Here is a 25,607-nt window from a genome sequence, read left to right as displayed (position 1 = left end):
AAGCAGCAGCTGTTAAATTACTTTGCTGCCTGATAACGCTGCTGATAACGACGATGCAGTTGTTTGTGTCTGTTATCCAGATCAACACTGCGGCCGTCTATCCACAATTGTTCAACTTTGTGACCACGATAGTCGAAGATGTCGCCATCAGACAACACTAAACTGGCGCTCTTACCTACTTCGATAGAGCCCAGTCGATCAGCCACTCCGGCAATTGCAGCGGCATCCAGTGTTAAAGCGCGTAGCGCCGAAGCAGGATCTAAACCGTAACGGGTGACATGCCCAGCAGCAAATACCAAATTACGGGTATCCCAGAAACCGTCCAGCGATAGCGCAATACGTACGCCGGCCTGCTGTAAAATACCTGGCGCGCTAAAGGCCTGATCATAAGCTTCATCAGTGCGAGTTGGCAGACCATAAGGCGCGGTATAAATCACATCCACCTTATTGGCAGCCAGCTCCTCAGCCATGCGCCAGCTATCCCGACCGCCTACAATGACCAGTTTTATCTGATACTGCTGCGCCAATAGCATCGCTTGGCGAATTTGCCGCGGATCATCGGCATGCACAAACAATGGCAACTTTTTGTCAAAGAAGGCGAGCATGGCATGCCAGCGTGAATCTTTACCTCGGTTTAATCCCGCTTGCTCAGCGAGATAATAAGCCTGTGCCTGCTGGAAAAAACCATGTAGCTGGTCCAATTGCTCGGCTTGCCGCTTTTGTTGCTGCTCTACGCTATCGCGTACCCACCAGCCAGTTTGTAAACTCATCCGCGGCCAGCTTAAATGTAAACCAACATCTGCCTGCACCAGCGCATCCTGCCAGTTCCAACCATCCAATTGCATTAGCGCCGAGCGCCCGGTAATGAGGCTACCAGAGGGATAAATTAAGCTATGGCTAAAACCATTGCTGCGAATAGTGGGAATAACCACCGAATCCGCATTAAAAGCCACCTGCACCTGTAAATCAGGATTAGTCGCAGTAACTTCACGATCATCCCGGGTGGCCCGTACTGCTTCAACTTCAATTAAACCCAGCTGATTTATCAAGGCAATTAGCCCCGGATAAAGGTGCTTGCCGGTCAGATCCTTGACTTCAGCGCCAGCGGGGGCAGCTAAATTTAGCCCTACCGCCGCTATTTTGCCATCAACCAGCAATACATCCTGCACTGCAGGGGCATTAACCACACTATGCACAGTGGCGTTTTTTAACAACAGTGGCACGCTCTGTTTCGGTGCTGGTACCGGATTTACCGCCAGCACATTGCTGCTGACCAAAGTCACGGCAGCAGCAAATAAGGTTGTTAACAGCTTCATTAGTGTTGCTCCCCATGACTATGACCGTGACTGTGTAGATGTTTACCAAAGCCAAACCGCAGTTTTAGCCAATCGTCATTATCATCACAGTGCCAGATGGGATCGTCTTGTTTATACACAGTAGTGCTACCCTGGCGAGCAGACTCACCCGCGGTCAGTACTTTTTGAATCAGCAACTGCCGCTCCTGTTCAATGTCCTGACGCAGAGCAAGATCTTGCTGACGGTCAAAATAGCGGGCACCATTAATCCAGGTTTGCTGTACCATGGCATAAACCGACAAAGGCTCTGCATCCCACAGCACAAAATCTGCTTGTTTACCGACTTCAATGGATCCGACTTTATCAGCTATTTTCAGCTGTTTCGCCGGGTTAATCGTGACCATTTTTAAGGCTTCGTGCTCGTCCATATCACAGTACATGGTCGATTTAGCCGCCTCCTGGTTTAAACGCCGCAATAGACCAGGATCGTCAGAGTTAACACTCACTAACAAACCTTGTTCATGCATTAAACAGGTGTTCGTTGGGATGGCGTCATTCACCTCCATTTTAAACCCCCACCAGTCAGCAAAAGTTGAAACGCTGGCACCATGCGCTTTCATCTCACTGGCGACCTTGTAGCCTTCTAAAATGTGGGTATAGGTATTCACCTTAAAGCCCATTTCATCAGCAACCTGCATTAACATCAAAATTTCAGATGCAACATAAGAATGAGTGTGGATATGCCGCTTACCCTCCAGAATCTCTACTAAAGTATCTAGCTGATAATCACGGCGTGGTGGCGCCACACGACCTTGCTCACGTTTTGATAGTTTATTATACGCTTGCCAGGCAGCTTGATATTCCTTCGCAGCCTGGAATTGATCGCGGATAAAGGTTTCCACCCCAATCCGGCTTTGCGGGTAACGGCTATTGAACTCCGTGCCCCAGTTCGATTGCTTAACGTTTTCACCCAAGGCAAATTTAATGCTGGGAGGAGCATCTTTAAATTTTAATCCCTCTGCATCAGCTCCCCAGCGCAAGCTTAAGATTTGTGCTTGCCCACCTATAGGGTTGGCACTACCGTGCAACACTTGCACCGCAGTAACACCACCGGCTAACGCACGGTAGATATTAATATCATCCGGATTAGTGACATCGCCCAAGTGCACCTCTGCCGTGTTGGCGTGCGAGCCCTCGTTAACCCCTTGCTCGGTAGCAATATGCGAGTGCTCGTCAATAATACCTGGTGTTAGGTGCATACCGGCGGCATCAATGACGGTATAACCGCGCGGTGTTGCCAAATTTTGGCCAACCTTTTCAAACTTGCCATTACGAACCAACACATCGGTGCTTGGTAGCACCCCCTGCTCTGCGGCTGTCCAAACAGTAGCATTTTTAATATGCAGGTTTTGTTGCTCGGGCAAAGTAGCCAAACCAAAAGCCCGGTTTGGGAAAGTTAATTGCGACAACATTGGAGCGGGCGCAGCAGCGGCTTTAGCTGTTACGGGTGCTGCCGCCTGCTGCACTGCACTGACAGCTATTTGGGTACCGGACGCATCAAGCCAGTAACCTGTTAAGTGGTTGCCGGTTAAGACCCCATTGAACTGCAAGACTGTCGTTTGCTCGTTTAAGGCAGCTAAAGGTAGACTGAACTGCAATCGTGCATCTTGCACAACAATATTTTCAAGTTTGGTTTTTTTCTCACCTAAGGAGGCCTCACCACTAAGTTTCGGTAAGGTTCCAGTTAATTTAATGCTATAGATTTCACCCTGAAAGCTAAGTGAGTACTCACCGGTAAACTGAGCGGGTTGTACCGGTCCAAAACGTTTCTCTTGACCACGTAACCAGGTTGCAACAATTTCACCATCGACGAACACATCACCCCGGCTAATCACCAGATCAGCCTGATAACCCGCCGCAACTTTACCTAAGGTGCTATCTAGCCCTAAAAGGCTTGCCGGTACTGTCGTTAACGCCGCTAAGGCCTGCTCTGGTTTTAAACCATGCTGAATAGCTTTCCGTAAATTCGGTAAAAAATCGGACTTTTTCTCTAACCCATGGCTGGTCAGCGCAAAAGGAATACCCGCTTGCGCCAACACTGCAGGGTTCGCCGGTGCCCGTTCCCAATGCCTTAAATCGGCCAGGTTAACATCTAAGCGCTGCTCTGCGGTCGTAACATTAGGTGCTGCCGGAAAATTAAGCGGTAACAATAACGGCTGACCCGTCGCTTTTACTTGTTCTAGGCGGCTGTATTCATAGCCAGAGCCCAGTAACAAGGCGTTTTTAATATTAAACTCTGCTAACAAACGGCTGGCTCTTAATAAAGAACGCTCGTCACTCGTTTCAAATAACACCCCTTGCTGCGCCAGGGAGCTCAGTGCCGCCAGAGCAGCGTTAAATTCAATGGGTTTACCATCAAGTTGCAAATTCGGGCTGGCTGTTGCTGCCTGATACCAATTGGCGTCAGACAAGGTTTGGCGGATTAGCGCAACTGAACCCATTAATGAAGAAGGGTAACTCTGCTTCGAGCTGCCTTTGCTAAAAGATAAAAAATGCTGGGCATCGGCTTTAATGATCAGATCATTGGGCAAGCCGTCGGCTAACGAGGCAACAAAGGCCGAACCACGAAAAATACCGTCCTGACGCGCGCTTTGTACCGTAGTAAAACCTGACTTTAACAACTCAGCGGCAGCTTTAGTATCGGGTTTAAACTGAGTAACCCAACGCTGTTGCGCATGAATAGCATCGTTGGCCGCGTTGCCGCCACGGCGTTCATTTTCATATACCGGACGACGACCAAAGCTAAAGCTCTCACTTTCGGCTGCTGCTGGCACGCCATATTGGGTGTAGGGATCAATAAAACCCGGATAGATATGGTAGCCCTTTAAATCAATCGTTTGATAACCTGCAGGTACAGTGGCGTTTGTCCGCACTGCCTCAATTTTACCATCTCGGATTAGCACTGTAGCGCTGTTCACCGTCTTACCTGGTTCAGTCATAACAGTGGCATTGGTTAAGGCCACCAGATTAGGGGTTTTGTCCCGGATCCCCAACTCCGGTGTAGTCTGAGCCGCATAACTGACAGCACTGGTTGTGCCGAGTATTGCTAAGCTCAGCAAAGACAGACGAGCTGATATCATAAATTACGTTTTCCTGAATGGTGTTGAGTTTTTCACAAAAGCTTTAACAAAACCGCCGCTTTATCGCGGCCTGCACAACGGCTTTTGTTTAAACCCTTAGGTTTTTATAGTAAATGTTAAATGGCTTAATTCCTGCTCTGCCAATGGCATACTGAAGTAATACCCCTGTACCAGGTAGCAAGCATTTTGCTTTAAAAAATTTGCCTGAGCTGCAGATTCTACCCCTTCAGCCACTACTCGCAGCTGCATCTTTTGCGCCATGGCGATAATAGCTGCCACTATATCCATATCATTCTGATCATCTGGAATATCTTTAACAAAAGAACGGTCGATTTTAAGTTCATCTACCGGGAAACGCTTTAAGTAACTTAACGATGAATAGCCTGTACCAAAGTCATCAATAGATAAAGAGACACCGAGACGCTTTAACTGATTTAGCTGTTTAATAGCCGCATCTGTATCTCCCATTAGCATACTTTCGGTTATTTCAAATACCAAAGCCGTTGGCGCTACCCCTGTGCGCTTGATAATTCGCTCAATCATGCCAGGTAAATTATTATCATGAAATTGACGTGCCGAGAGATTAATTGACACAGTAACCGCATAACCGCGGCTCACCTGTCTGGCTAAAAACCGGCAAGCTTCTAAGATGATCCACTCACCTATTTGCACAATCAACCCGGTGCTCTCAGCTACCGCAATAAAGCGTGCAGGTGGGATTAAAGTGTTATCTGGCCTCAACCACCTGATAAGCGCTTCGTAACCCACCAGCGTTTCTGTGCGTAAATCGATCTTAGGCTGATAAAATAGGATAAATTGCTGCTCTCTAATCGCTTCACGTAGTTGACTTTCAATAAGCAGCCTTTCGTTTGCTGCATCGTTAAGCTCTTGAGAGAAAAAGCGATAGGTGTTTTTACCGCGTGCTTTGGCTTCATACATAGCCAAATCAGCATGCTTTAACAGTAATTCCTCATCCACCGCATCCTCTGGTGCTATGGTAATACCTATCGAAGCGCTAATAGCAACGGTATGCGTGCCTAGCTGCACAGGCTCTTGAAAAGCTTCCTGTAAACTGGCTGCTATCTGTGCCGTGTGCATTTTATCTTTGATATCACTCAGGATAACGGCAAATTCGTCACCGCCAAGCCTGGCAATAGTGTCATCGTCACGTAATCTAGTGGTCAGACGCTTCGCGACTTCAACCAGCAGCTCATCACCCGCGTCATGTCCCAAAGTGTCATTAATCAATTTAAATTCGTCTAAATCAAAATATAACAAGGCAAAGCTATAATAGCCTCGTTGCGCCATGGCAAGCGCTTTACGTAGTTGATTCCTAAAATAGCTGCGGTTTGCCAGCCCCGTTAAAGGATCAAAATACGCTAATTGCTCCATCTGTTTTTGGCTTTGCTTAATAAATGAAATGTCCTGCAAAGCGCCAACATAATGAGAAAGCTCTCCCTTTTCGTCTCTTATAGGTGCTATAGTCAAAGTCACCCAAAGCTGTACAACCGATTTCGCCAAATCTTGCTGTAATAAGACATCTCCCCGCCAATGCTGCCGCTCTTTGAGTGTATGTATCATCTCCGCACTTAACTGCTGCATATCCTCAGAAAACAACTGTGTCAGCGGCTTGCCATAAATCTGAGTCAGCTCCAATCCCAATAAATCAGTTAAAAATGGATTAAGGTATTCAATCTCAAGCTGATGATTGGTAATAATAATTCCGGAGCTTGAAAACGCCACGGCCTTGCTTAACTTTCTTGCCAATAATTCGGCCTGCTCCTTTTCGGCAATACGGCTATCTAAGCCACTAACCAATTGATTGATCTCTTCGAACATAGCGGTAAATGCCCGATTGAGCTGACCAAGTTCATCAGACTGATTATCCAGTTGCAATGTTGGCTGCACTCCACGCCCAACTTTATTCACTGCTATAGCAAGCTTTTTTAATCGTTTAAGTAAAATCTGATTAATAAAAAAATACAGCAGCAGCGTGATAATAAATGCAAGCAGTACGGTCAGTAACAAGGGCGCTCGGGAACCTTGTTGTTGCTGCAACAATTCTGCTTTTGTTTGAAATAAAACAAAACGCCATCCCAAGCGACTTTCAGGCGTTAGGGCGAGCAAATATGAGGAAAAGGCTTCATCAGTAAATTGCTGGAGACTTTGCTGCGCTACTGAACTCTTTAAAAATGCAGGAGTAATTTCATCACCAACATAACGGGAGAACATGGCCAAAGTCCCCGCTGCCGCATCACTGTTCATTTGTACAAGCAAATCATCATCATTAAGAATCAACATCTTAGCTTGTCGATGTTTAGCAAACTGGGGTAAGAGGTGTACAATGATATCATTCAGCTTAAGATTAAAAATGACAGAACCGATAAATTGGTCTTGCTGATAAACCGGCAGAACAATAGCTACCAACCACTGCCGCCAAATGCTGTCATAGTAAATAGGCGACCACTGCATAAGGCGCTGTTTATTGTGCTCCGGTGTGGCTTGCTGATAAATAGGGTTATCAATTAGCGCAATATCGCTACTCAACTGAGTAACCCAGTCGGCAGGTGCTGCCCTGACATAATTTTGTTCAGAAATAAAAAGAATACTAAAAAAATCTTGTTGTAGTAAAGGCACTATCTGCTGCCATATTTCAGCGGTGTGCTGCAATACAGCGTCTTTTGTCGCTACCGATGCTGAGGGAGCTATAAATAAACCAGAGTATTCATCAAGTTGTCTACGGGTACCATCTGCTAAAGGTTTAAGCTCAATCAAACCTGTTTGATTCATATTACGGGTGGCTAGTTGTCGCACAATAAGCTGATGAGCACGTAACGCTTTGGTTTCTAGCTCGGATAAAGAACGTTCAAATTGTTTATAGAGTAATTCAGCATTATTAGTAAGCAATTGTTGCTCTTGCTGCAACATCGATTTTTGCTGTTGTTGCAGCAAGGTTAGCGTTACCGTTAGACCCGCAATTAAAATGGCCAGAAACACCAGTACTGAAAATTTCAGCCCCAGAGAATTGATTCCTTTGGCGTTATTGCTGTTAAGATCCTTCACGAATACCGCTCGCAACTGTTATAGTAAACAAATAGTGCCCTCACGAGGTACACAAATAATAATTCAAATACTCTATCACTATATTAACGTAATCGACCAGAAGAGACTAAGCAAATGAAAAAAGCCTTATTCGCCACATTATTAAGCACCGTCTTATGCATGCCTGCTATAGCAGCTACTGCTTTTACCGATGGTAAAGACGCTGTTTCATACCGCCAAGCTAGCTTTCAGCTAATCCGCCACAATATGGGCGATATTCAAGATATGATTCGTGGCAATGTTGCTTTTGATGCTGAGCGGGTGCAGCGCCGCGCCGAAGCCTTGGCACTACTGAGCCAACTTCCATGGGAAAGCTTTACTGTAGAAGGTACCAAAGAAGCTGGCGGTAAAGTAAAACCAGCTATTTGGGATAACTTGCCAGAAGTTCAGGAGCGTGGTGAGAAAATGGCCGCTGATGCGGCGGCACTGTTAGTTGCAGCGAGAACAGCTGAACAAGCTGAAATTCGCAAGGCTTTTGCTGACTTTGCTCGCAACTGCAAAGCCTGTCATGACAAATATAAAGCGGATTAAGAGCGATATCATAATGCGCGTTGCCAAAATACAACGCGCAGCTTTTCTTAAATAAACTTCAACAACATCTCACCTTGCCAGACATAAAATAACGCTAACAACAGGGCTGTTACCACAAAATAGCTCCAGCTATGTTTAGTTAAATTTGGTGCTGTGCCATCTGCACCCTTTGCCTTACCCGTTATCAAAGTTAAGATCACGTTATCGTGACGCCAGCTGTGCCATAAAGCCGCTGATATATGAATAGCCACACAAATAATAATAAGATCAATATTGAGCTTATGGATTTTTGAAGCCAAAGAAACCCAGTCTGCTGATAAGTAACGCACAAACGGGCCATCACTAATATAGCTATTGTCAAAGGTTGCAAGCCCTGTAAGCAATTGTAAAGAAACCAAAAAAATCAGAAAAAATATCATATATGAGCCAGCAGGATTGTGACCTAATACAGGCTTAGGCCGGCGCAAATAACGTAAAGCAGCAAGCGGTGACGCCGCAAAATGACTAAAACGAGCCGTAGCGCTACCATAAATCCCCCAACTAAGGCGCGCAATCAGTAATGCCGCCAAGGTATACGCCATTAACTGGTGCTGCGCCATTAATCCTTCATTGCCGGTGTACCAGAGTCCGACCAACAGCAATACTTGTGACCAATGAAACACCCGTACTGCCAAATCCCAAACTTGTACTTTTACTGACATTGAGCTTTCCTTTTACTGTGCTAACCTTTTGATTTTATACCAGCGAGATTGACAAATGAAAATAATAAGCTGGCTAATCGCTACGCTGCTAGCGCTGCTGCTATTGTGTGCCCTTAGTATCTACCTTTGGCTGAGCGCTAGTTTAGCCGATTATAATGGCAAATATCAGGGTGCAGTTGCCAATCCCGTTTACTTGGAACGTGACCAGCTGGGTTATCTGACGGTTCAGGCGCAAGATCGTTCCGATGCGGCCTATGGAATGGGCTTTGCACATGCTCAAGATCGCTTTTTTCAAATGGATTTAACCCGACGCAGCGCTGCTGGTGAGTTGGCTGAGTTATTTGGTCAAAGAGCACTAGAGGCGGATATTAAACATCGACACCATCGATTTAGACTACGAGCTGAACAACAACTGACCCGAATGAGCGCCACAGATCTACAGCTGTTGACAGCCTACAGCAGAGGGGTCAATGACGGCTTAACCAGCCTGCGTAGCCAGCCATTCGAGTATACGTTATTGCGCACCTCGCCCAAGCCCTGGTTAGAAAGCGATACCTTGTTAGTCATTTACAGTATGTACTTTGACTTACAGGGTAAACTTGGCCGTGACGAGTATGCGATGACGAAGCTGAAAGATGCTCTGCCTTTGGACTGGTACCAATTTTTACAACAACATAGCGCGGATTGGCAAGCGGCCATTGACCAGAGTAAAGTGACCAATATACCGATGCCCGCCACGCCTTATCCCGCTGTGCTGCAACAATACCTTAGTTGCCAACATTGTAACCCAGCCGATGCCGTTGATTTGGGCAGTAATAATTTTGCCGTCTCAGGCCAACTTAGCAGCCATGGTGCCGCCATTTTAGCAGATGACATGCACCTGTCTTTGCGCGTACCGGCAATTTGGTATAAAACCCAACTGAACTGGCACGAACAACATGAGAAAAAGCAAGTCACTGGCTTAAGCTTACCTGGCACTCCTGCGATCGTCGTTGGTAGCAATGGTCATATAGCCTGGGGCTTTACCAATAGTACCGCAGATTGGCACGATCTCATTAAGCTGCAGTTATCGACAGACAAAAAACAGTACCTAACTAAAACAGGTTGGCAACCTTTTGACACGGTAACTGAATATGTCAAGGTCCGCGATGCTGAGCCCTACACATTAACACTGCAAGAAACGCAATGGGGACCGGTCCTGTCCTTTCCAGACCAGCAAAAATATGCATTACGCTGGGTGGCACATGACGATAATGCCGTTAATCTAAATTTACGTTATCTGGAGCACGCAGAATCAGCTGAGCAGGCGCTATCCTATGCTGCACTGGTGGGTATTCCGGCACAGAACATGCTGGTAGCAGACAGCAACGGCAACATAGGCTGGACCATTTTTGGACCTATTCCTCAACGGCAGTTAGCCCATTGGGACACCGCTCAGGATTGGAGCAACGGTGAGAATAGCTGGGGCAGCCAAGTAAACATCACGGATTATCCCAAACTTTATAATCCCACAAACGACAGACTTTGGTCTGCTAATGCCCGCACAGTTGGTAACGAGCACTACGCACTACTCGGTAATGGTGGTTATGATCTGGGGGCCAGAGGTATGCAGATTGCAGAGTCTCTTGCCTCACTAGAACAAGCTGATGAACTGGCATTACATCAGATCCAATTAGATCATCGAGCACTACTGTTGGCGCGCTGGCAAAAATTATTACTGGATCATCTGACCGAAGCTGTCGCGGTGTCGTTGCAACTTAGTGAGTTCAGACAATATGTTATGGCATCGACCTTACATGCTAGCCCCGATGATATAGGCTATACCTTATTGCGGCAATTTCGGTTGAAAGTGTTGGAACTGGCGTTTACGCCCCTCTCCGCGTTATTAGAGCAGGCAGGTGCCCGCAGCGCAGATTTAAAATATTCGTTAGAAACACCCCTGTGGTTGATGCTAGAGCAAGAGCGTCCCGATACCGTGCCCACCGCTTATGCTAGTTGGTCAGAACTGCTATTGAGCGCCGCGCAAATCACTCAGAACGATTTGCTGGCACAGTATGGCAGCCTAGCCAATGCAAACTGGGGCAATCGTAATACTGCAAGAATTGAACACCCTCTTAGCGCTGCTATTCCCTATTTCGGTCACTGGCTTAACATGCCAGCTAGCCCACTCGCTGGCGATAGCCATATGCCGCGAGTGCAACATCCGGCATTTGGGCAATCGCAGCGGATGGTGGTTGCGCCCGGGCACGAACAACAAGGTATTTTAGTGATCCCTGCCGGGCAATCTGGTCACCCGTTATCCCCTTTTTATCGCGCCGATCATCCTTACTGGCAAGCCGCAGTTGCGCTACCCTTTTTACCCGGCCCGAAAAAATATCAACAACAGTTGTTGCCTGCCCCTTGACTTTAGCCATCCAGACGGATTATGGTGTCAGCATGCACACGATTATTTTCGCACTCGGTTTTTTTAGCTTTACCACCTGTTCTGGGGGGTAGCTGACCGTGCGCGCACGAAAAGCTAAAAACCTCCCAAACTGGGAGGTTTTTTTTTGGCAATTTTACCCGCTTTATGAGCATGAGGCATAACATGGAATTACACGACATCCGGCAAGCGATTAGTGATACAGATCAGCAGTTACTTGGCTTATTGGCTAAGCGCCGCGGTTTAGCACTGGCGGTGGCTGAGGCTAAGCTGTCACAAAATAAACCGATACGCGATACCAAACGGGAGCAGGAATTGCTGCTGTCTTTAATTGAAAAAGGCAAACTGCAAGGGCTAGATGCCCAATACGTTACCCGTATCTTCCATGTGATTATTGAAGACTCGGTATTACAACAACAAGCCAAGGTGCAAGGGCAGTTAAATGGTGATAACTCACAAGCTGTGAGAGTGGCTTTCTTGGGTGGTCAGGGTTCATACAGTTACTGGGCAACGCAGAAGTACTTTACCCGTCGTGCCGAGCAAATTATTGAACTAGGCTGTGATAGTTTTAATGAAATTGTCAACGCGGTTGAAACCGGTCATGCCGATTATGCGCTATTACCTATTGAAAATACCTCGTCCGGTTCCATTAACGAAGTGTACGATATTTTGCAGCACACCCGCTTATCGATAGTCGGGGAACTAACGCATCCAATTGAACACTGCTTATTAGGGTTACCTGGTACCGATCTGTCTAAAATCCGTCAAGTCTGTTCACACCCGCAGGTTATTGCCCAGTGTAGCCAGTTTTTGCTGGGGTTAACCAATGTCAAAATTGATTACTGCGATAGCTCGTCGGCGGCTTTTGCCAAAGTTAAAGAACTGCAGGACCCAACTATTATTGCCATTGGTGGCGAAGAGGGTGGCAAATTATATGGATTAGAAGTACTGACCCGGCAATTAGCCAATCAAAAAGACAATGTCAGCCGCTTTATCGTAGTGGCGCGTAAAGCCGTCAATGTTGCTAAAGCCATACCGGCGAAAACCACCTTTATTATGTATACCGGGCAGCAACCCGGTGCCTTGGTAGAGGCCTTGTTGGTGCTAAAACAGCATGGTATCAGCATGAGCAAGCTGGAATCACGGCCTATTCCTGGCAACCCGTGGGAAGAAATGTTTTATGTCGATGTAGCGGCGAATCTCAGTGACTATGCAATGACGCGGGCACTGGAAGAGCTTAATAATATTACTAAGTTTGTCAAAGTGTTGGGCTGCTATCCCAGTGATGATATTACGCCTACCCAGCCGCAAAGCTAGTACGCAATTAGCGCCAATCATCCGTCAGATTGGCGCTTATTATCTTAGCTGGCGGTTAAAACCTTAACACCTCACCTTTCACCGGGATTTGAGCAGTAATTCCTATCTCAGCGAGCTTCTGTTGTAATACTAATTGCGCTTCAGGCTCACCATGTACCAGATAAAAAGCAGGTTCACCGGCAATGGCTTTGGCCCATTGCAATAGCTCTGCCTGCCCGGCATGCGCTGAGAACCCTCCAATGGTGTGCACTCTGGCTTTTACCACGATATCCTGACCAAACATTTTCACCCGTTTTTCGCCATCCACCAGCCGCCGTCCTAGGGTGCCACGCGCCTGAAAGCCAACAAAAATAAGATGGTTGGTGTTCTTCCACAGATTATGTTTTAAATGATGCACTATGCGGCCACCATTACACATACCGCTGCCGGCAATAATAATGGCACCGTGCGTTACCCGGTTAATGGCCATCGAATCTTCAATGCTTTCTGATAATTTTAGCATCGGTAGCAACTGCTCTAAGGTCATGCCTTTTTTATAGCCAATGCGATCCAAGTCGACTTGATCCAGCCGGTGCAGATAATCGTCATAAATTTTGGTAATACTAATCGCCATCGGGCTATCAAGAAACACTAAGCGCTGCTTCAAGCGGCCCTGACGATATAACAAAGCGAGATAATATAAAATCTCTTGTGAGCGACCTAAGGCAAAAGCCGGAATAAACACATTGCCGCCAGCGTCATAAGCTTCTGACAAGGCAGTGGCAAATTCTTCAATGGTATTGGCTAAGGGCTGATGATCGCGGTTACCATAGGTACTTTCCATCAAGACGATATCCGCTTGTGGGATCTCGGTTGCCGCCGGCAGCAACACCGTAGCAGGATTGCCCAAATCGCCGGAGAACACCAGCTTACGCATAGCCTGCTTACCTTTTAACCAAAGCTGCACTATGGCTGAGCCCAGAATATGGCCAGCGTCAGCAAACTCCAATTCGACACCCGGCAGTGGAAAACCGCGTTTATTATAACTCAGCGTTTGCACCAGTTCAGACACCCGCTCGGCGTCTTTTACTGCCATCACGGGTTCCTGTATTTTCTTACCCGCGCGGGCCGCTTTTTTATTTTGCCACTCTAAATCTTTTAAATATAAGTTTACTGAGTCTTTTAGTAACACGGGTAACAGCTCGGCGGTGCCGGGGGTGCAATAGATCTTACCTTTAAAACCTTTTGCCACTAACAAGGGTAGTAGACCACTATGATCGATATGGGCATGCGATAGCACCACAGCATCGATCTCTTTGGGTTTAAAAGGGAAACGGAATTTGTGCCACTCCCGTACCTGATCAGCACCCTGCACCATGCCGCAGTCTAATAAAAATTGTTGCTGGTTTAATTGCAACAAATAGCAAGAACCGGTGACCTGCTGGGCCGCCCCAATAAAGGTTAAACTGGCATTAACTGGCATCCTGAACATCCTCATTGCTGGGTTTAGTATCTGGGTTATCAGACTGACCCTGTAAATTCGCTAATGCCAACATAGCGCGAGTCAACTGCTGATTAAAACGGCGTAATTCGGCATAGCGGAGTAATTGATCACCACCTGAGTCGTTACTAACCCGTTCGGTTAAGACCAGTAAGTAAAGCTGATCTTTAAGCTTCTGTCGTTGCCGCATGAGTTCCCGATAGCTGCTGCGTACCGCTTGCGCATCGGCAGGCCAGTGCGCCGCAACCAACTGCTGCCAAAAAACCTGCTCAGGGACAAAGGCCTGAGGATCACGCTGTACCTGTGCCGCTAGCTCTGGCAACAATTGCAACGTCATCTCTAAGCGAAGTAAGTTTTTTACCAACTCGTTTAACGCCTTTGCCTCGCGTTCTGCTAACGGATTTTTGCCAAGTTGCAACAAATAATGGTTAATTTCGTTTTGCAATTGCCGGATATGTTCCTGCATTTCGCCATTTAATTCCTTGCCCTGACTAAGCGCTAACGCCTGACCACTTATCAGCTGGGCAACCCGCAAACTTTCGATACTTAATGTTCTAATGGCCACAGCAGGAATACTTAAACTCGACGCATCCAGGACACGCAGCTGACCAATTGTTTGAGATCGAAAACGACCATTTAAAAATAGCACCAAACGGCCCGTTAACGGCCACATTAAAATCACCCCTAACAAATTGAATAAGGTATGAAATAGCGCCAAGCTAATTGCCGGATTGGGATCTTGAAACAACGCATCTTGTAGTACGCCAATCAGCCACAACAATGGGCTTAAAATCAGCATAGCGGCCACGCCGGTAATAATATTAAAGATCACATGCAGCATGGCTAAACGTTTAGCTTTAGCTGTCGCCGCTAAGGTGGAGATAATGGCGGTAGAGGTAGTCCCAAGATTAGCCCCAATCACAAAGGCAGCGGCTAGTGGCAGGGGCAGTACACCAGCTGATACTGCAGTAATGACCAGCGCGATGACGGCAATAGACGCCTGCATCACCACACTGAGTAGTGTACCCAGCAAGACGCCAAGCAGAATGCCCCAAAATCCCAACTGACTTAACGCCGCAAACTCAATATCCACAAAAACCGCATCAAAGCTGTCTTTTAGATAAGCCAAGCCTAAGAAAAATATGCCAAAGCCAATTAACGCCTCACCGATACCCTGAGCACGACTTTTTTTGGCAAACAATTTTAAAATAGCACCAACCCCGATCATGGGTAACGCCAAGGCATCAATTTTAAATTGCAAACCCACTAACGCCACAAACCAGCCGGTTAAAGAAGTACCGACGTTGCTGCCGTAGATCACAAAGGCCGCGTTTTGTAGCGACAATACGCCGGCATTCACAAAGCCGATGGTAGTAACGGTTAAAACTGTGGAGGATTGCACCGCAACCGTTGCCGCTGTGCCAAAAAGTACACCTTGCCAGGGCCGCGAAGTCCAGCGTTGTAAAAACTGCATAAGTGCCGGGCCAGCTGCAGTTTTTAACCCCTTACTCAACCAATCCATGCCAAGCAAAATTAGGCCAAGTGCCCCTAACCCCATTAAAATATCAGACCACATACCTGTCCTTTTGTTATTCAGTAGCCAAAACCGCTGCAGTTACTGACATCCGTTGCTTGAGCTGTTTTGGGTATATCTGTTATAACCCAACTCTACAATATGTTGCCTGCGCTGTGTCAAATAACCGCGCAGAAAGTTTTCTGCAAGGAGCTTTATTTATGTCTGAATGTAATACGCTTTACAAGCGCCATTTTACTACCGCACAAGAATCTCTGGAGGCCATTACCCGGCTGCAAGACCACGATTCCTATAAACTGGCTTTTGCTGATAACGGCTTTCTAATGCAAGATGAGCTACGACATGTGCGTCTGCAACTGGAATATTTAAAGCCACAACTGGTACTGGAACAAAATAATATTAATGCTACAGTGGTGGTATTCGGTAGCGCTCGCTTTTTATCACCTGAACAAGCAGAGCAGCAACTGGAACAAGTACAACAACATTATGCGGCTGAGCCAGATAACCCAAATGCAATTAGCGCTTTACAAAAAGCCCAGCGCGACTTACGCAATAGCCAGTATTATATTGCATCACAAACCTTTGCCCGGTTGGTCACAGCGCATAGTTGCCAGCATCCGGGATCTGCCTTAATGATTATCAGTGGCGGCGGTCCAGGCATTATGGAAGCGGCCAATCGCGGCGCCATGGACGCTAATGGTAAGAGCATTGGTTTAAATATCGTGCTACCCAAAGAGCAAAACCCCAACCCGTATATCACACCGGAATTTTGTTTTCAGTTTCACTACTTTGCTATTCGTAAAATGCACTTTTTACAACGGGCCCGGGCTTTGGTAGCCTTCCCCGGCGGCTTTGGTACGCTAGACGAACTCTTTGAAACACTCACCCTGATTCAAACCCGCAAGGCCGAGCGCGTACCGGTCATTTTGTACGATAAGGCATTTTGGCAAAAGTTGATTAACTTTGACATGCTTTCAGAAGAGGGACTGATCAGCCCACAGGATCTGGAGCTCATCCAATATGTCGATACACCGGAACAAGCCTGGCAGATTATTTATGATTTTTATCAGTTAGGTGCCACGAGCAACTAAATTGTTTACTGCCACAGCCTAACATTGACGAAAAACGAAGGGCGCTAACTGCGCCCATCTGCCGCTTTTTGTAGTAACTGCTTACTTTCTTGCAAAAACTCGCCCGCCAAATCACCAAAAAATTGCTGGCCTTTAGCGAACTCTGCCATCAAACCGGCTTTGTCCTGCGTTTGTAACAAGCTCAGCAGTTGTGAGAAACGCTGCTGATACCGTGCTAGCAAAGCCGCTACCCCACCGGATGACAACATAATATCAGCATAAAGTTCAGCATTTTGCGCAAACAAACGGCCCACCATAGCCAATTCCAGGCGGTATATTGGCGAGCTGAGAGCCAGTAACTCCGACAGATCTGCTTTTTCTTCTGCTAAATGCACACCATACACCAATGACGAAAAATGCCGCATTGCCTGAATAAGCTGCATGGCATGATCGTGTTCATTGGCACCTTTAAAGGTAATTTCTGCGCCCCAAATAACTAATTGCTTTAACAGCCACTGATAGTCCCCTTCGCCGCGACCATGGCAGGCTACCACCACCTGTTTAATCAAATTGTTGATGTCCGGGCCAAACATCGGATGCAAACCAAGCACCGGGCCAGGATGTTTTGTCAGCATCGCCTGTAACGGTCTGGCTTTAATACTGGTAAGATCGGCCAGTACACAGTTCACGGGCAGCGGGGGTAGCTGCGCGATCACCTGCTCAGTTAAGGTAATAGGCACTGCCAGCAATACCAATACCGCATCCTGACAAAGCATAGCGGCATTAGGCCAATCGTGTTGTTCCAGAATAGCCACCTGATAACCAGAACGCTGCAATAAACTGACAAAACGTGCGCCTAAGGCACCTGCGCCACCCACCACGACCACTTTACCGCCCGCCGGGCGACAACAAACAAAATGATTATCCTGGGTAGCATAAGACTCGCGCATAATCCGCCGCAGAATATCCTCTACCAGTGCCGGCGATACACCGGCCTGCTCTGCTTGCTGCTGCCTGGCGTGCAATAGCGCTTGTTCACGCTCTGGCACATAGACGGGTAAGGCAAATTGTTGTTTAACTTGCCCCACCTGAGCCGTTACTTTGGCGCGCGCAGCTAAAAGCTTAACCAGTTCGCTGTCAATAGCGTCAATCTGTTCCCGTAAAGGCTGTAACGCCTGCTGTGCACTCTCTACTGTCATCTTGTTAGGCCACCGCTTGCAGAGGCAACATTTGCTGATGTAAACGGGCCAACAACGTCGCCGTAGTCTGCCAGTCGATGCAAGCATCTGTGATCGAGACGCCATAATGCTCGGCTTTACCATTAATCAACTTTTGGTTACCTGCATTTAAGTGACTCTCAAGCATAATACCGATGATAGCCTCATTACCTGCTAAACGCTGCGCCAGAACGTCTTCAGCAACAGCGGGCTGACGATTATGATCTTTACTCGAATTGCCATGGCTACAATCGACCACTATACCGCGCGGTAATTTTAGCTTGTCCAGTTGCTCTAACGCCGCTTTGATACTGCCTGCATCGTAATTAGGCTTAACGCCACCACGCAAAATAATGTGGCCATCAGGGTTACCAGCAGTTTGCACCAAGCTAACTTCGCCTTTTTGATTGATACCAAAAAACGTATGGCCACTGGCTGCCGATTGTAATGCGTTAAGCGCTACGCTCAGACTACCATCAGTGCCATTTTTAAAACCTACCGGCATAGAAAGGCCACTGGCCATTTCACGGTGTGTTTGGGATTCAACGGTACGGGCGCCAATCGCCGCCCAGCTGATTAAATCAGACATATATTGTGGGCTTATCGGATCCAAGGCTTCCGTTGCTACTGGCAGCTCCAGCTCAACCATTTTCAGCAGCAATTCCCGCCCCCAGGTTAAGCCAGTTTCCAAATCAAAGGAATCGTCTAAATGCGGATCATTAATAAACCCTTTCCACCCCACAGTAGTACGCGGCTTTTCAAAGTACACCCGCATCACAATGTACAAGCTATCACTGTATGCCAGCTGTAATGCTTTTAATTTTTTAGCATACTCAATAGCCGCTACCGGATCATGAATAGAGCAGGGTCCCGTTACCACTAATAAACGCTTATCAATACCATGAATGATATTCGCAATGTCTAAGCGCGCTTTCGCCACAAACTCCGATCCCTGCTCTGACAACGGCAATACTTTCTTTAATACCGCTGGTGAACTTAAAGGTTTTTGCGCCACTATGCGCAAGTCATCAACGATCATACTCATTTAACCCACTCCAGTTACTGTGCTGTGCCTATCTGTTTACCGAATTGGCTTAACAGCCAAGTCAAGTGTACACTTATAATTACAGCACGTATTAATTAAATTACATTTAGCAGCAGTCTAAGGATTAACAGGCAAGACGTCAACCATGTAAGCCAATAAAATAAAGGATTCCTCAGGATTTTATCAAAATTAATTTTGTACACATTTAATTACGAAACTAAGGAGAGCCAAAAAGCATAGGCCTGATAGCCTCACTGTCAGCAACAAAAAGTAGCATCAAAAATTGGGCAGTGCGACAAATACGCCGTTTTGCCAGTAGCAACTAATGGGGGTTAGAAACGTTGTAATACTTTTTTATAGGCAAGTGACAAGCGAACAAAGTTTTGTTTATCGCCGCCACGGTCGGGATGATGTTTTAAGGATTGCTTTCGAAAAGCTTTTTTAAGTTCCACTAAAGAACAAGGCCAATCAAGCTGTAACAAACAGAGTGCTTCATCGTCAGATAAGCTAATTGCACTGACGCTGCCATAACGCTTTTGATAAAATTGCCAGAACTGCGTTAAACGTTCACTCAGTGCTAGCGGCGTCATCCGCCAGTAGTTACGCCAATCTGCGTAATAAGCGCCTTTGCTGTCGGTCAGCTGCGGCACAGTATTTTGCCAGGGGGCAATCTTTACCCGAGCTAAGCCGATTTCCAAATAGGCTGTTTCGGTTTGCATCCAGCGCTCCGCAATACGATACAACAAATGATACAACACAAAATGCAGCTGAAATAACGCGAGCTGACTGTCAGTAAAGCCACTGAGAGGTTTTATTTGTAACAGACTTAGCAGTTGTTGCTCTGTGATCTCGCCATAACGGCGTAACAGCAGTGTTTCCAGCTGTAGTTCCAGCTGTTCAAGCGCTTGGGTGTTGAGAGGAGGAGCAGTGGTTAAACTTTCTTGCATAAAAACAAGGCCGGCAAAGTTGCCGGCCTCACAGTGCTTAGTTAAGCTTTTCGCGGATACGCGCTGATTTACCTGAACGATCGCGTAAGTAGTAAAGCTTAGCACGGCGAACCGCACCACGGCGCTTAACAGTAATACTGTCAATCATTGGGCTGTGCGTCTGGAATACACGCTCAACACCTTCGCCATTAGAGATTTTGCGGACGGTGAAGGCTGAGTGCAGACCACGGTTACGCTTAGCGATAACTACGCCTTCGTAGGCCTGCAGACGGCTTTTGTCGCCTTCTTTAACTTTAACTTGAACCACTACAGTATCACCTGGAGCGAATGCAGGAACGTCTTGCTTCATTTGTTCCTGTTCAAGTTGTTTGATGATGTTTTGGCTAACTTTGCTCATAACAATCTCACTTTACCTGGAATTAACTATCTTGTTGTAGCTGCAACGCCTGGTATTCCTGTTGGAATTCGGCCAGTAATGTGCGCTGCTCCTTAGTCAGAGCCAGGGAATTTAACATATCCGGTCGTCTTAACCAGGTTCTACCAAGAGCCTGCTTCAGACGCCAGCGTCTAATTTCTTCATGGTGCCCGCTCAGTAATACTGCCGGTACCTGTTTGTCTGCTAACACCTCAGGGCGCGTATAGTGTGGGCAATCCAACAAACCAGTTGCAAACGAATCCTGCTCTGCGGATAAATCATGCCCCAGTACACCAGGTACCAGTCGCGATACGGCATCAATTAATACCATCGCCGGCAATTCGCCACCACTTAATACATAATCACCAATTGACCATTCAGCATCAATTTCGGTTTCGATTACGCGCTCGTCAATTCCTTCGTAACGGCCAGCTACCAAGAGTAGCTTAGAGTGTTGTGCCAGTTCAGCGACCCCTTGCTGGTCTAACTTACGACCTTGCGGCGATAAGTAAACCGTATGCACCTTGCCACCGGCAGCCTGTTTTGCTGCGCGAATAGCATCGGTCAGAGGCTGAACCATCATTAGCATACCAGGGCCACCACCATAAGGCCGATCATCTACAGTACGGTGCTTATCCGAAGTATAATCCCGCGGATTCCAACACTGTAGCTGTATCAAACCTTGCTTTACAGCACGACCCGTGACACCGTATTGCGTTATTGCCTGAAACATTTCCGGAAACAGTGAGACAACGCCCACCCACCTTTGCTGTTCCTGCATTAAAACGCGGGGTCCCAATCTACTAAGATTTGCTTTGCTGCTAAATCCACCTGTTTGACAACAGTATCGTTAAGATAAGGAATTAACCGCTCACTCTTGCCAAATGCATCGGTCCGGTTGGCTTTCACCACTAACACATCGTTAGAGCCGGTTTCCATCAAATCCGTCACTTCGCCCAGATTATAGCCCTGCTCGGTTACTACTGTCAGACCCATCAGATCTTTCCAGTAGAAATCGCCCTCGTCCAATGCCGGTAAGGCAGTGGCCGGTACAGCGATATCAGCATTGACATATTGCTGCGCTAAATCACGATCATTAACGCCAGTAAGTTTCGCAATTAAGCTATTACTATGCCGTTTCCAGCTACTGACTTGCATTGGCTGCCAATTACCCTGAAATTTAACTTGCCAGGGTGTGTAATCAAAAATCCCTTCCGGGATATCCGTGTAGGAGTTAATTTTTAGCCAGCCATTGATACCGTAAACAGCACCAAACTTACCGAGCACAATAAAATCTTTTTCACTCAACAGTGACAACTCCACACGCTTCGCTAATTAAGCAGCTGCTTTCTTAGCATTTTTTACCAGATTGGCTACGCGATCACTTAATGCAGCACCTTGTGCTACCCAGTGTTCAACGCGATCCAGGTCCAGACGCAGTTTCTCTTCAGTACCGCTGGCGATTGGGTTAAAGAAACCCACACGCTCAATAAAACGGCCATCACGAGCAAAACGGCTGTCCGCTACCACAACTTGGTAAAATGGACGCTTTTTCGCGCCACCACGTTGTAAACGAATAGTTACCATACCGTCCTCTAATTTTAATCGTTCAGGTTTTAAAAAATAACAAAGCCCCCAGACGGGCTGGAGGCTGCTGCATTGTACGGATTTTTACCACGAATGCAAGGCATTTCGCGGCTTAGCAACCCGTAACGCCAAAACGTGCTGCTGACAAACCATGGCGGCTTGCCCTATTTGCCACAGTGTTTAACGGGGTGGCAGCAAACCTGGCGGTAACTTACCGCCCATGCCACGCATCATCTTCATCAAACCGCCTTTACCCGACATTTGCTTCATCATCTTCTGCATTTGGGTAAACTGCTTCAGCAGCTTATTAATATCTTGTACTTCTGTACCAGAGCCTGCTGCAATACGTTTTTTACGTGAACCCTTCAGCAAATCGGGAAACTCGCGCTCCTTTGGCGTCATGGAGTTAATAATAGCCTCCATTTTCACAAATTGCTTTTCGTCTAACTGGCTGGCGGCGCCTGCTGGCAGGTTCTTCATCCCTGGCAGCTTATCCATTAACGACATCATGCCGCCCATGCTGCGCATCTGCACTAGCTGATCGCGAAAATCTTCTAATGAAAAGCCTTTGCCTTTCATCATCTTTTGCGCCATTTTCGCGGTTTTTTCTTTATCGACCTTTTGCTCAAGCTCTTCAATCAGGCTAAGCACATCCCCCATACCCAAAATGCGCGAAGCAATCCGGTCTGGATGGAAGGGTTCTAAGGCATCGGTTTTTTCACCGGTACCGATAAACTTAATAGGTTTACCCGTAATATGGCGGATAGATAATGCTGCACCACCGCGAGCGTCACCATCGGCCTTGGTCAGAATCACACCGGTAAGCGGCAAGGCTTCGTTGAAGGCTTTAGCCGTGTTCGCCGCATCCTGGCCTGTCATAGCATCAACGACGAATAAGGTCTCGATGGGATTTACCGCAGCGTGCAGCGCTTTGATTTCATCCATCATCTCACTGTCAACATGCAGGCGGCCTGCGGTATCGACCAAAAGCACGTCAAACATGCGAGTTTTGGCATGGGTGATGGCGGCATTGACAATAGCGACCGGTGCCTGCGAAATATCGCTTGGGAAAAACTCGACACCAATATCTTTTGCCAGGGTTTCAAGCTGCTTTATCGCTGCGGGGCGGTAAACGTCAGCGGACACTACCAATACTTTTTTCTTTTTGCGTTCTGTTAAAAATTTAGCCAGTTTACCAACAGAGGTCGTTTTACCAGCCCCCTGTAAACCGGCCATTAAGATAACTGCAGGTGGCTGGGTGTTTAATGCCAACTCCTGATTCGCTTCGCCCATCGCCTCTTCCAGCGCTTTGCGAACAATTTTTAGGAACTCTTGCCCAGGCGTTAAACTCTTGCTGACCTCCAAGCCAACAGAACGCTCTTTTATCTGATTGATAAAGTCACGTACCACGGGCAAGGCAACATCAGCTTCTAGCAGCGCCATCCGTACTTCGCGCAAGGTTTCTTTAATATTGTCTTCGGTAAGACGGCCACGACCGCTGATATTTTTTAGCGTACGGCTTAAACGATCTGACAGGTTTTCAAACATAACAGTTACCCGTATCCATAAATTGCCCCGATTATAACCTTTTACCACTCTTTCGTCAGCCACTTAAGGTGTTTGCATCGCAAGTGCCTGGCAACGCTGAAGCTCGCATCTTGAAGTTGTTTGGGTATACAATAGCAAACTTATTGCATCAATGGAGTGTTAAGAATGCCTACGTTGTTTCCTGCGCTGGCGCTGCTTGCTTATCTGGTCGCGACTTTCGCGATAGTGCTGCGCTTATTTCACCCGGCGGGGCCAAACTTCAAGTTGGTGTTTACCGCAGCGACAGCCGCCGTGGTGTTGCATATGTTGTCAGTAGCGGGCGCTATCTTTACCGTCGATGGACAGAACTTTAGTTTGCAAAATGTCAGCTCTCTGGTCTGCTGGCTAATTACCCTATCAATTACCCTTGTCTCATTGCGCACCCCAGCTATTTTGTTGCTACCTCTGGTCTATGGCTTTGCCGCGCTGTTGTTGCTGGCCACTTTATTACTACCAAACTCGGCACAAATACAACATTTAGAACACAGCCCGGGGTTGATTGCTCATATTGCTCTGGCCTTTAGTGCTTACGTTATCTTATTAATGGCGACACTTTATTCAATTCAAGTAGCTTATATAAGCTATAAATTAAAGCATAAGGACTTCTCTGGGGTTAGCCGCTTTTTACCGCCATTGATGCAGGCAGAAAAGTTACAGTTTCGTTTGTTAGCTGCTGGCACCCTGATGCTGAGTATTGCACTGTTAAGTGGAATTCCGTTTACAACTAATTGGCTAGAACACAAAAGTCTGTTAAGTTCATTAGCCCTTGGGATATTTGTGGTATTGTGTTGGGGGCATGCCCGTCTAGGCTGGCGTGGTAAAACAGCAATTTCGCTGACCTTAACAGGAACATTATTGCTAACCTTGGCTTATTTTGGCAGTCGTTTTGTCAAAGAGGTCTTGTTAGGACGTTTCTAAAAACTTCTTTATGTTTGGCAACATAGGTAACTGATTCTTGGACGCTATTTCTACTAGCACACTTTTTATTATTCTAGGTGTGTTACTTGTACTCTCCGCTTTTTTCTCCGGTTCAGAAACCGGCATGATGTCGGTAAATCCTTATCGTTTAAAGCACCTGGAAAATGAGAACAATAAGGGGGCTAAACGAGTCAGCGCACTCTTAAAGCGGCCCGACCGCCTAATAGGTTTAATTCTCATCGGCAATAATTTGGTTAATATTGCCGCGGCTACGGTAACCACTTTAATTGGTCAACGACTCTATGGCGATTTGGGTTTAGCTATAGCGCCAATAGCACTGACCTTAGTGGTACTTATTTTCGCAGAAGTAACTCCAAAAACTTTAGCCGCACTCTACCCCGAACGAGTGGCCTTTCCAGCATCCGTGATACTAAAGATTTTACTTAAGATTTTTTACCCTTTTGTTTATTTGCTGAACAAAGTAACAAACGGGTTATTAGCCTTGCTAGGAGTAAGCCCAGAAAAGCATCGCGGTAATAGTTTAAGCGCCGAAGAGTTGCGCACTGTAGTGCATGAAGCAGGCGCGTTAATCCCAGAGCAGCACCAGAGCATGTTGTTTGGTGTATTAGACCTGGAAAATGTTACCGTAGAAGATATTATGACCCCTCGCAACGAGATTGTGGGCATCGATATCAACGATGAATGGAAAGACATCGTGCGCCAGCTAGCTAACGCTCAGCACAGCCGGGTGTTGCTTTATCGTGACAGCATCGACGATGCTTTAGGCTTTATTCACCCAAGAGATTTAGTTCGGCTGTTATTAAAAGAACAGTTTAGTAAAGCAACCCTACTGCGTTCTGTACACGAAATTTACTATATTCCTGAGGGTACAGCCTTAAACACTCAGCTATTAAAATTTCAAAGCACCAAAGAGCGGATTGGTTTAGTTGTTGATGAGTACGGTGATATTCAGGGCTTAGTGACTTTAGAAGATATTTTGGAAGAAGTGGTAGGCGAATTTACTACTGATGTGATTGAAGATAGCCATGAAGAAATAGTCCAGCAACCAGATGGCTCTTATCTGATCGATGGCAGTATCAATTTACGCGATCTGAACCGGCAAATGCAGTTAGAATTTCCAACTGATGGCCCTAAAACACTTAACGGTCTATTACTGGAATACTTAGAAGAGATCCCACAAGGTAGTCTCAGTGTTAAACTCGCGGGGTATCCAATTGAGATTATCGATGTGCAGGATAATATGATAAAAACCGTCCGCTTGCAGTTAAAAAGGTAAAG

At 46.8% G+C, this 25,607-nt stretch carries 20 protein-coding genes; 6 read left to right on the top strand and 14 right to left on the bottom strand.

Features of this window, described 5'->3' with window-relative positions:
- Positions 1-17: 17 nt before the first annotated feature.
- The 3 genes from IE163_RS09265 to IE163_RS09255 all read right to left on the bottom strand — a co-directional run bounded on the left by IE163_RS09265 (position 18) and on the right by IE163_RS09255 (position 7,498).
- A complete protein-coding gene (locus tag IE163_RS09265) occupies positions 18-1,316 on the bottom strand; it encodes an amidohydrolase family protein (RefSeq protein ID WP_189432515.1) in 1,299 nt (432 codons plus the stop codon).
- Positions 1,316-4,435, bottom strand: a complete 3,120-nt coding sequence (locus IE163_RS09260) for an amidohydrolase family protein (protein WP_189432513.1) — start codon at positions 4,433-4,435, stop codon at positions 1,316-1,318. The genes IE163_RS09265 and IE163_RS09260 overlap by 1 nt, the downstream gene beginning before the upstream one ends.
- A 96-nt stretch (positions 4,436-4,531) precedes the next feature.
- Positions 4,532-7,498, bottom strand: a complete 2,967-nt coding sequence (locus IE163_RS09255; RefSeq protein ID WP_189432511.1) for an EAL domain-containing protein — start codon at positions 7,496-7,498, stop codon at positions 4,532-4,534.
- A 114-nt stretch (positions 7,499-7,612) separates the two neighbouring features.
- Between IE163_RS09255 and IE163_RS09250 the strand changes: the two genes are divergently transcribed.
- A complete protein-coding gene (locus IE163_RS09250; RefSeq protein ID WP_189432509.1) occupies positions 7,613-8,068 on the top strand; it encodes a c-type cytochrome in 456 nt (151 codons plus the stop codon).
- 47 nt (positions 8,069-8,115) lie between these two features.
- Here the strand turns inward: IE163_RS09250 and IE163_RS09245 are convergent, their stop codons facing one another.
- Positions 8,116-8,769, bottom strand: coding sequence for a cytochrome b/b6 domain-containing protein (locus IE163_RS09245; protein ID WP_189432507.1), 654 nt, complete (start codon positions 8,767-8,769; stop codon positions 8,116-8,118).
- Between the two features lie 55 nt (positions 8,770-8,824).
- Between IE163_RS09245 and IE163_RS09240 the strand changes: the two genes are divergently transcribed.
- Entirely contained in the window at positions 8,825-11,173 is a 2,349-nt protein-coding gene (locus tag IE163_RS09240; protein WP_189432505.1) for a penicillin acylase family protein, read from the top strand.
- A 183-nt stretch (positions 11,174-11,356) separates the two neighbouring features.
- On the top strand, positions 11,357-12,508 hold the full coding sequence (locus IE163_RS09235; RefSeq protein WP_189432503.1) for a chorismate mutase: 1,152 nt from the start codon (positions 11,357-11,359) through the stop codon (positions 12,506-12,508).
- Between the two features lie 55 nt (positions 12,509-12,563).
- Here the strand turns inward: IE163_RS09235 and IE163_RS09230 are convergent, their stop codons facing one another.
- Both IE163_RS09230 and IE163_RS09225 read right to left on the bottom strand, forming a co-directional pair.
- Positions 12,564-13,970 (bottom strand): MBL fold metallo-hydrolase RNA specificity domain-containing protein, encoded by a 1,407-nt coding sequence (locus IE163_RS09230; protein ID WP_189432501.1) that lies wholly within the window; start codon positions 13,968-13,970, stop codon positions 12,564-12,566.
- Entirely contained in the window at positions 13,960-15,564 is a 1,605-nt protein-coding gene (locus IE163_RS09225; RefSeq protein ID WP_189432498.1) for a Na/Pi cotransporter family protein, read from the bottom strand. Before IE163_RS09225 ends, IE163_RS09230 begins: the two co-directional genes overlap by 11 nt.
- Positions 15,565-15,722: 158 nt before the next feature.
- Here IE163_RS09225 and IE163_RS09220 point away from each other — a divergent pair, with 158 nt between their 5' ends.
- On the top strand, positions 15,723-16,613 hold the full coding sequence (locus IE163_RS09220; RefSeq protein ID WP_189432496.1) for an LOG family protein: 891 nt from the start codon (positions 15,723-15,725) through the stop codon (positions 16,611-16,613).
- A gap of 44 nt (positions 16,614-16,657) precedes the next feature.
- On the opposite strand, the gene tyrA is transcribed toward IE163_RS09220, so the two are convergent.
- The 8 genes from tyrA to ffh all read right to left on the bottom strand — a co-directional run bounded on the left by tyrA (position 16,658) and on the right by ffh (position 23,351).
- Complete coding sequence (tyrA, locus tag IE163_RS09215; RefSeq protein ID WP_189432494.1) at positions 16,658-17,791, bottom strand: bifunctional chorismate mutase/prephenate dehydrogenase; 1,134 nt, start codon at positions 17,789-17,791, stop codon at positions 16,658-16,660.
- A 4-nt stretch (positions 17,792-17,795) separates the two neighbouring features.
- Positions 17,796-18,848 (bottom strand): 3-deoxy-7-phosphoheptulonate synthase, encoded by a 1,053-nt coding sequence (locus tag IE163_RS09210; protein WP_308430899.1) that lies wholly within the window; start codon positions 18,846-18,848, stop codon positions 17,796-17,798.
- A 338-nt stretch (positions 18,849-19,186) separates the two neighbouring features.
- Complete coding sequence (locus IE163_RS09205; protein ID WP_189432489.1) at positions 19,187-19,801, bottom strand: DNA-J related domain-containing protein; 615 nt, start codon at positions 19,799-19,801, stop codon at positions 19,187-19,189.
- A gap of 37 nt (positions 19,802-19,838) precedes the next feature.
- On the bottom strand, positions 19,839-20,198 hold the full coding sequence (gene rplS, locus IE163_RS09200; RefSeq protein WP_189432488.1) for a 50S ribosomal protein L19: 360 nt from the start codon (positions 20,196-20,198) through the stop codon (positions 19,839-19,841).
- 22 nt (positions 20,199-20,220) lie between these two features.
- Positions 20,221-20,997: a tRNA (guanosine(37)-N1)-methyltransferase TrmD gene (gene trmD / locus IE163_RS09195; protein ID WP_189432486.1), complete on the bottom strand. Its 777-nt coding sequence runs from the start codon at positions 20,995-20,997 to the stop codon at positions 20,221-20,223.
- Positions 20,997-21,533 (bottom strand): ribosome maturation factor RimM, encoded by a 537-nt coding sequence (gene rimM, locus IE163_RS09190; protein ID WP_189432993.1) that lies wholly within the window; start codon positions 21,531-21,533, stop codon positions 20,997-20,999. Before rimM ends, trmD begins: the two co-directional genes overlap by 1 nt.
- 18 nt (positions 21,534-21,551) lie before the next feature.
- A complete protein-coding gene (gene rpsP, locus IE163_RS09185; RefSeq protein WP_189432484.1) occupies positions 21,552-21,803 on the bottom strand; it encodes a 30S ribosomal protein S16 in 252 nt (83 codons plus the stop codon).
- A 180-nt stretch (positions 21,804-21,983) separates the two neighbouring features.
- A complete protein-coding gene (gene ffh, locus IE163_RS09180) occupies positions 21,984-23,351 on the bottom strand; it encodes a signal recognition particle protein (RefSeq protein WP_189432482.1) in 1,368 nt (455 codons plus the stop codon).
- A gap of 165 nt (positions 23,352-23,516) precedes the next feature.
- Here ffh and IE163_RS09175 point away from each other — a divergent pair, with 165 nt between their 5' ends.
- A complete protein-coding gene (locus IE163_RS09175) occupies positions 23,517-24,308 on the top strand; it encodes a cytochrome C assembly family protein (protein WP_189432479.1) in 792 nt (263 codons plus the stop codon).
- A 37-nt stretch (positions 24,309-24,345) separates the two neighbouring features.
- The gene (locus IE163_RS09170; protein WP_189432477.1) at positions 24,346-25,605 is read left to right on the top strand and encodes an HlyC/CorC family transporter; all 1,260 of its coding nucleotides are present in this window, start codon (positions 24,346-24,348) and stop codon (positions 25,603-25,605) included.
- Positions 25,606-25,607: the final 2 nt, after the last annotated feature.

Origin of the sequence: Alishewanella longhuensis, assembly GCF_014653435.1 — a bacterium.
In the GTDB taxonomy this organism is placed as follows: domain Bacteria; phylum Pseudomonadota; class Gammaproteobacteria; order Enterobacterales; family Alteromonadaceae; genus Alishewanella; species Alishewanella longhuensis.
The sequence above is the reverse complement of the archived record's forward strand: the minus strand, read 5'-3'. Positions and strand labels throughout refer to the sequence as shown.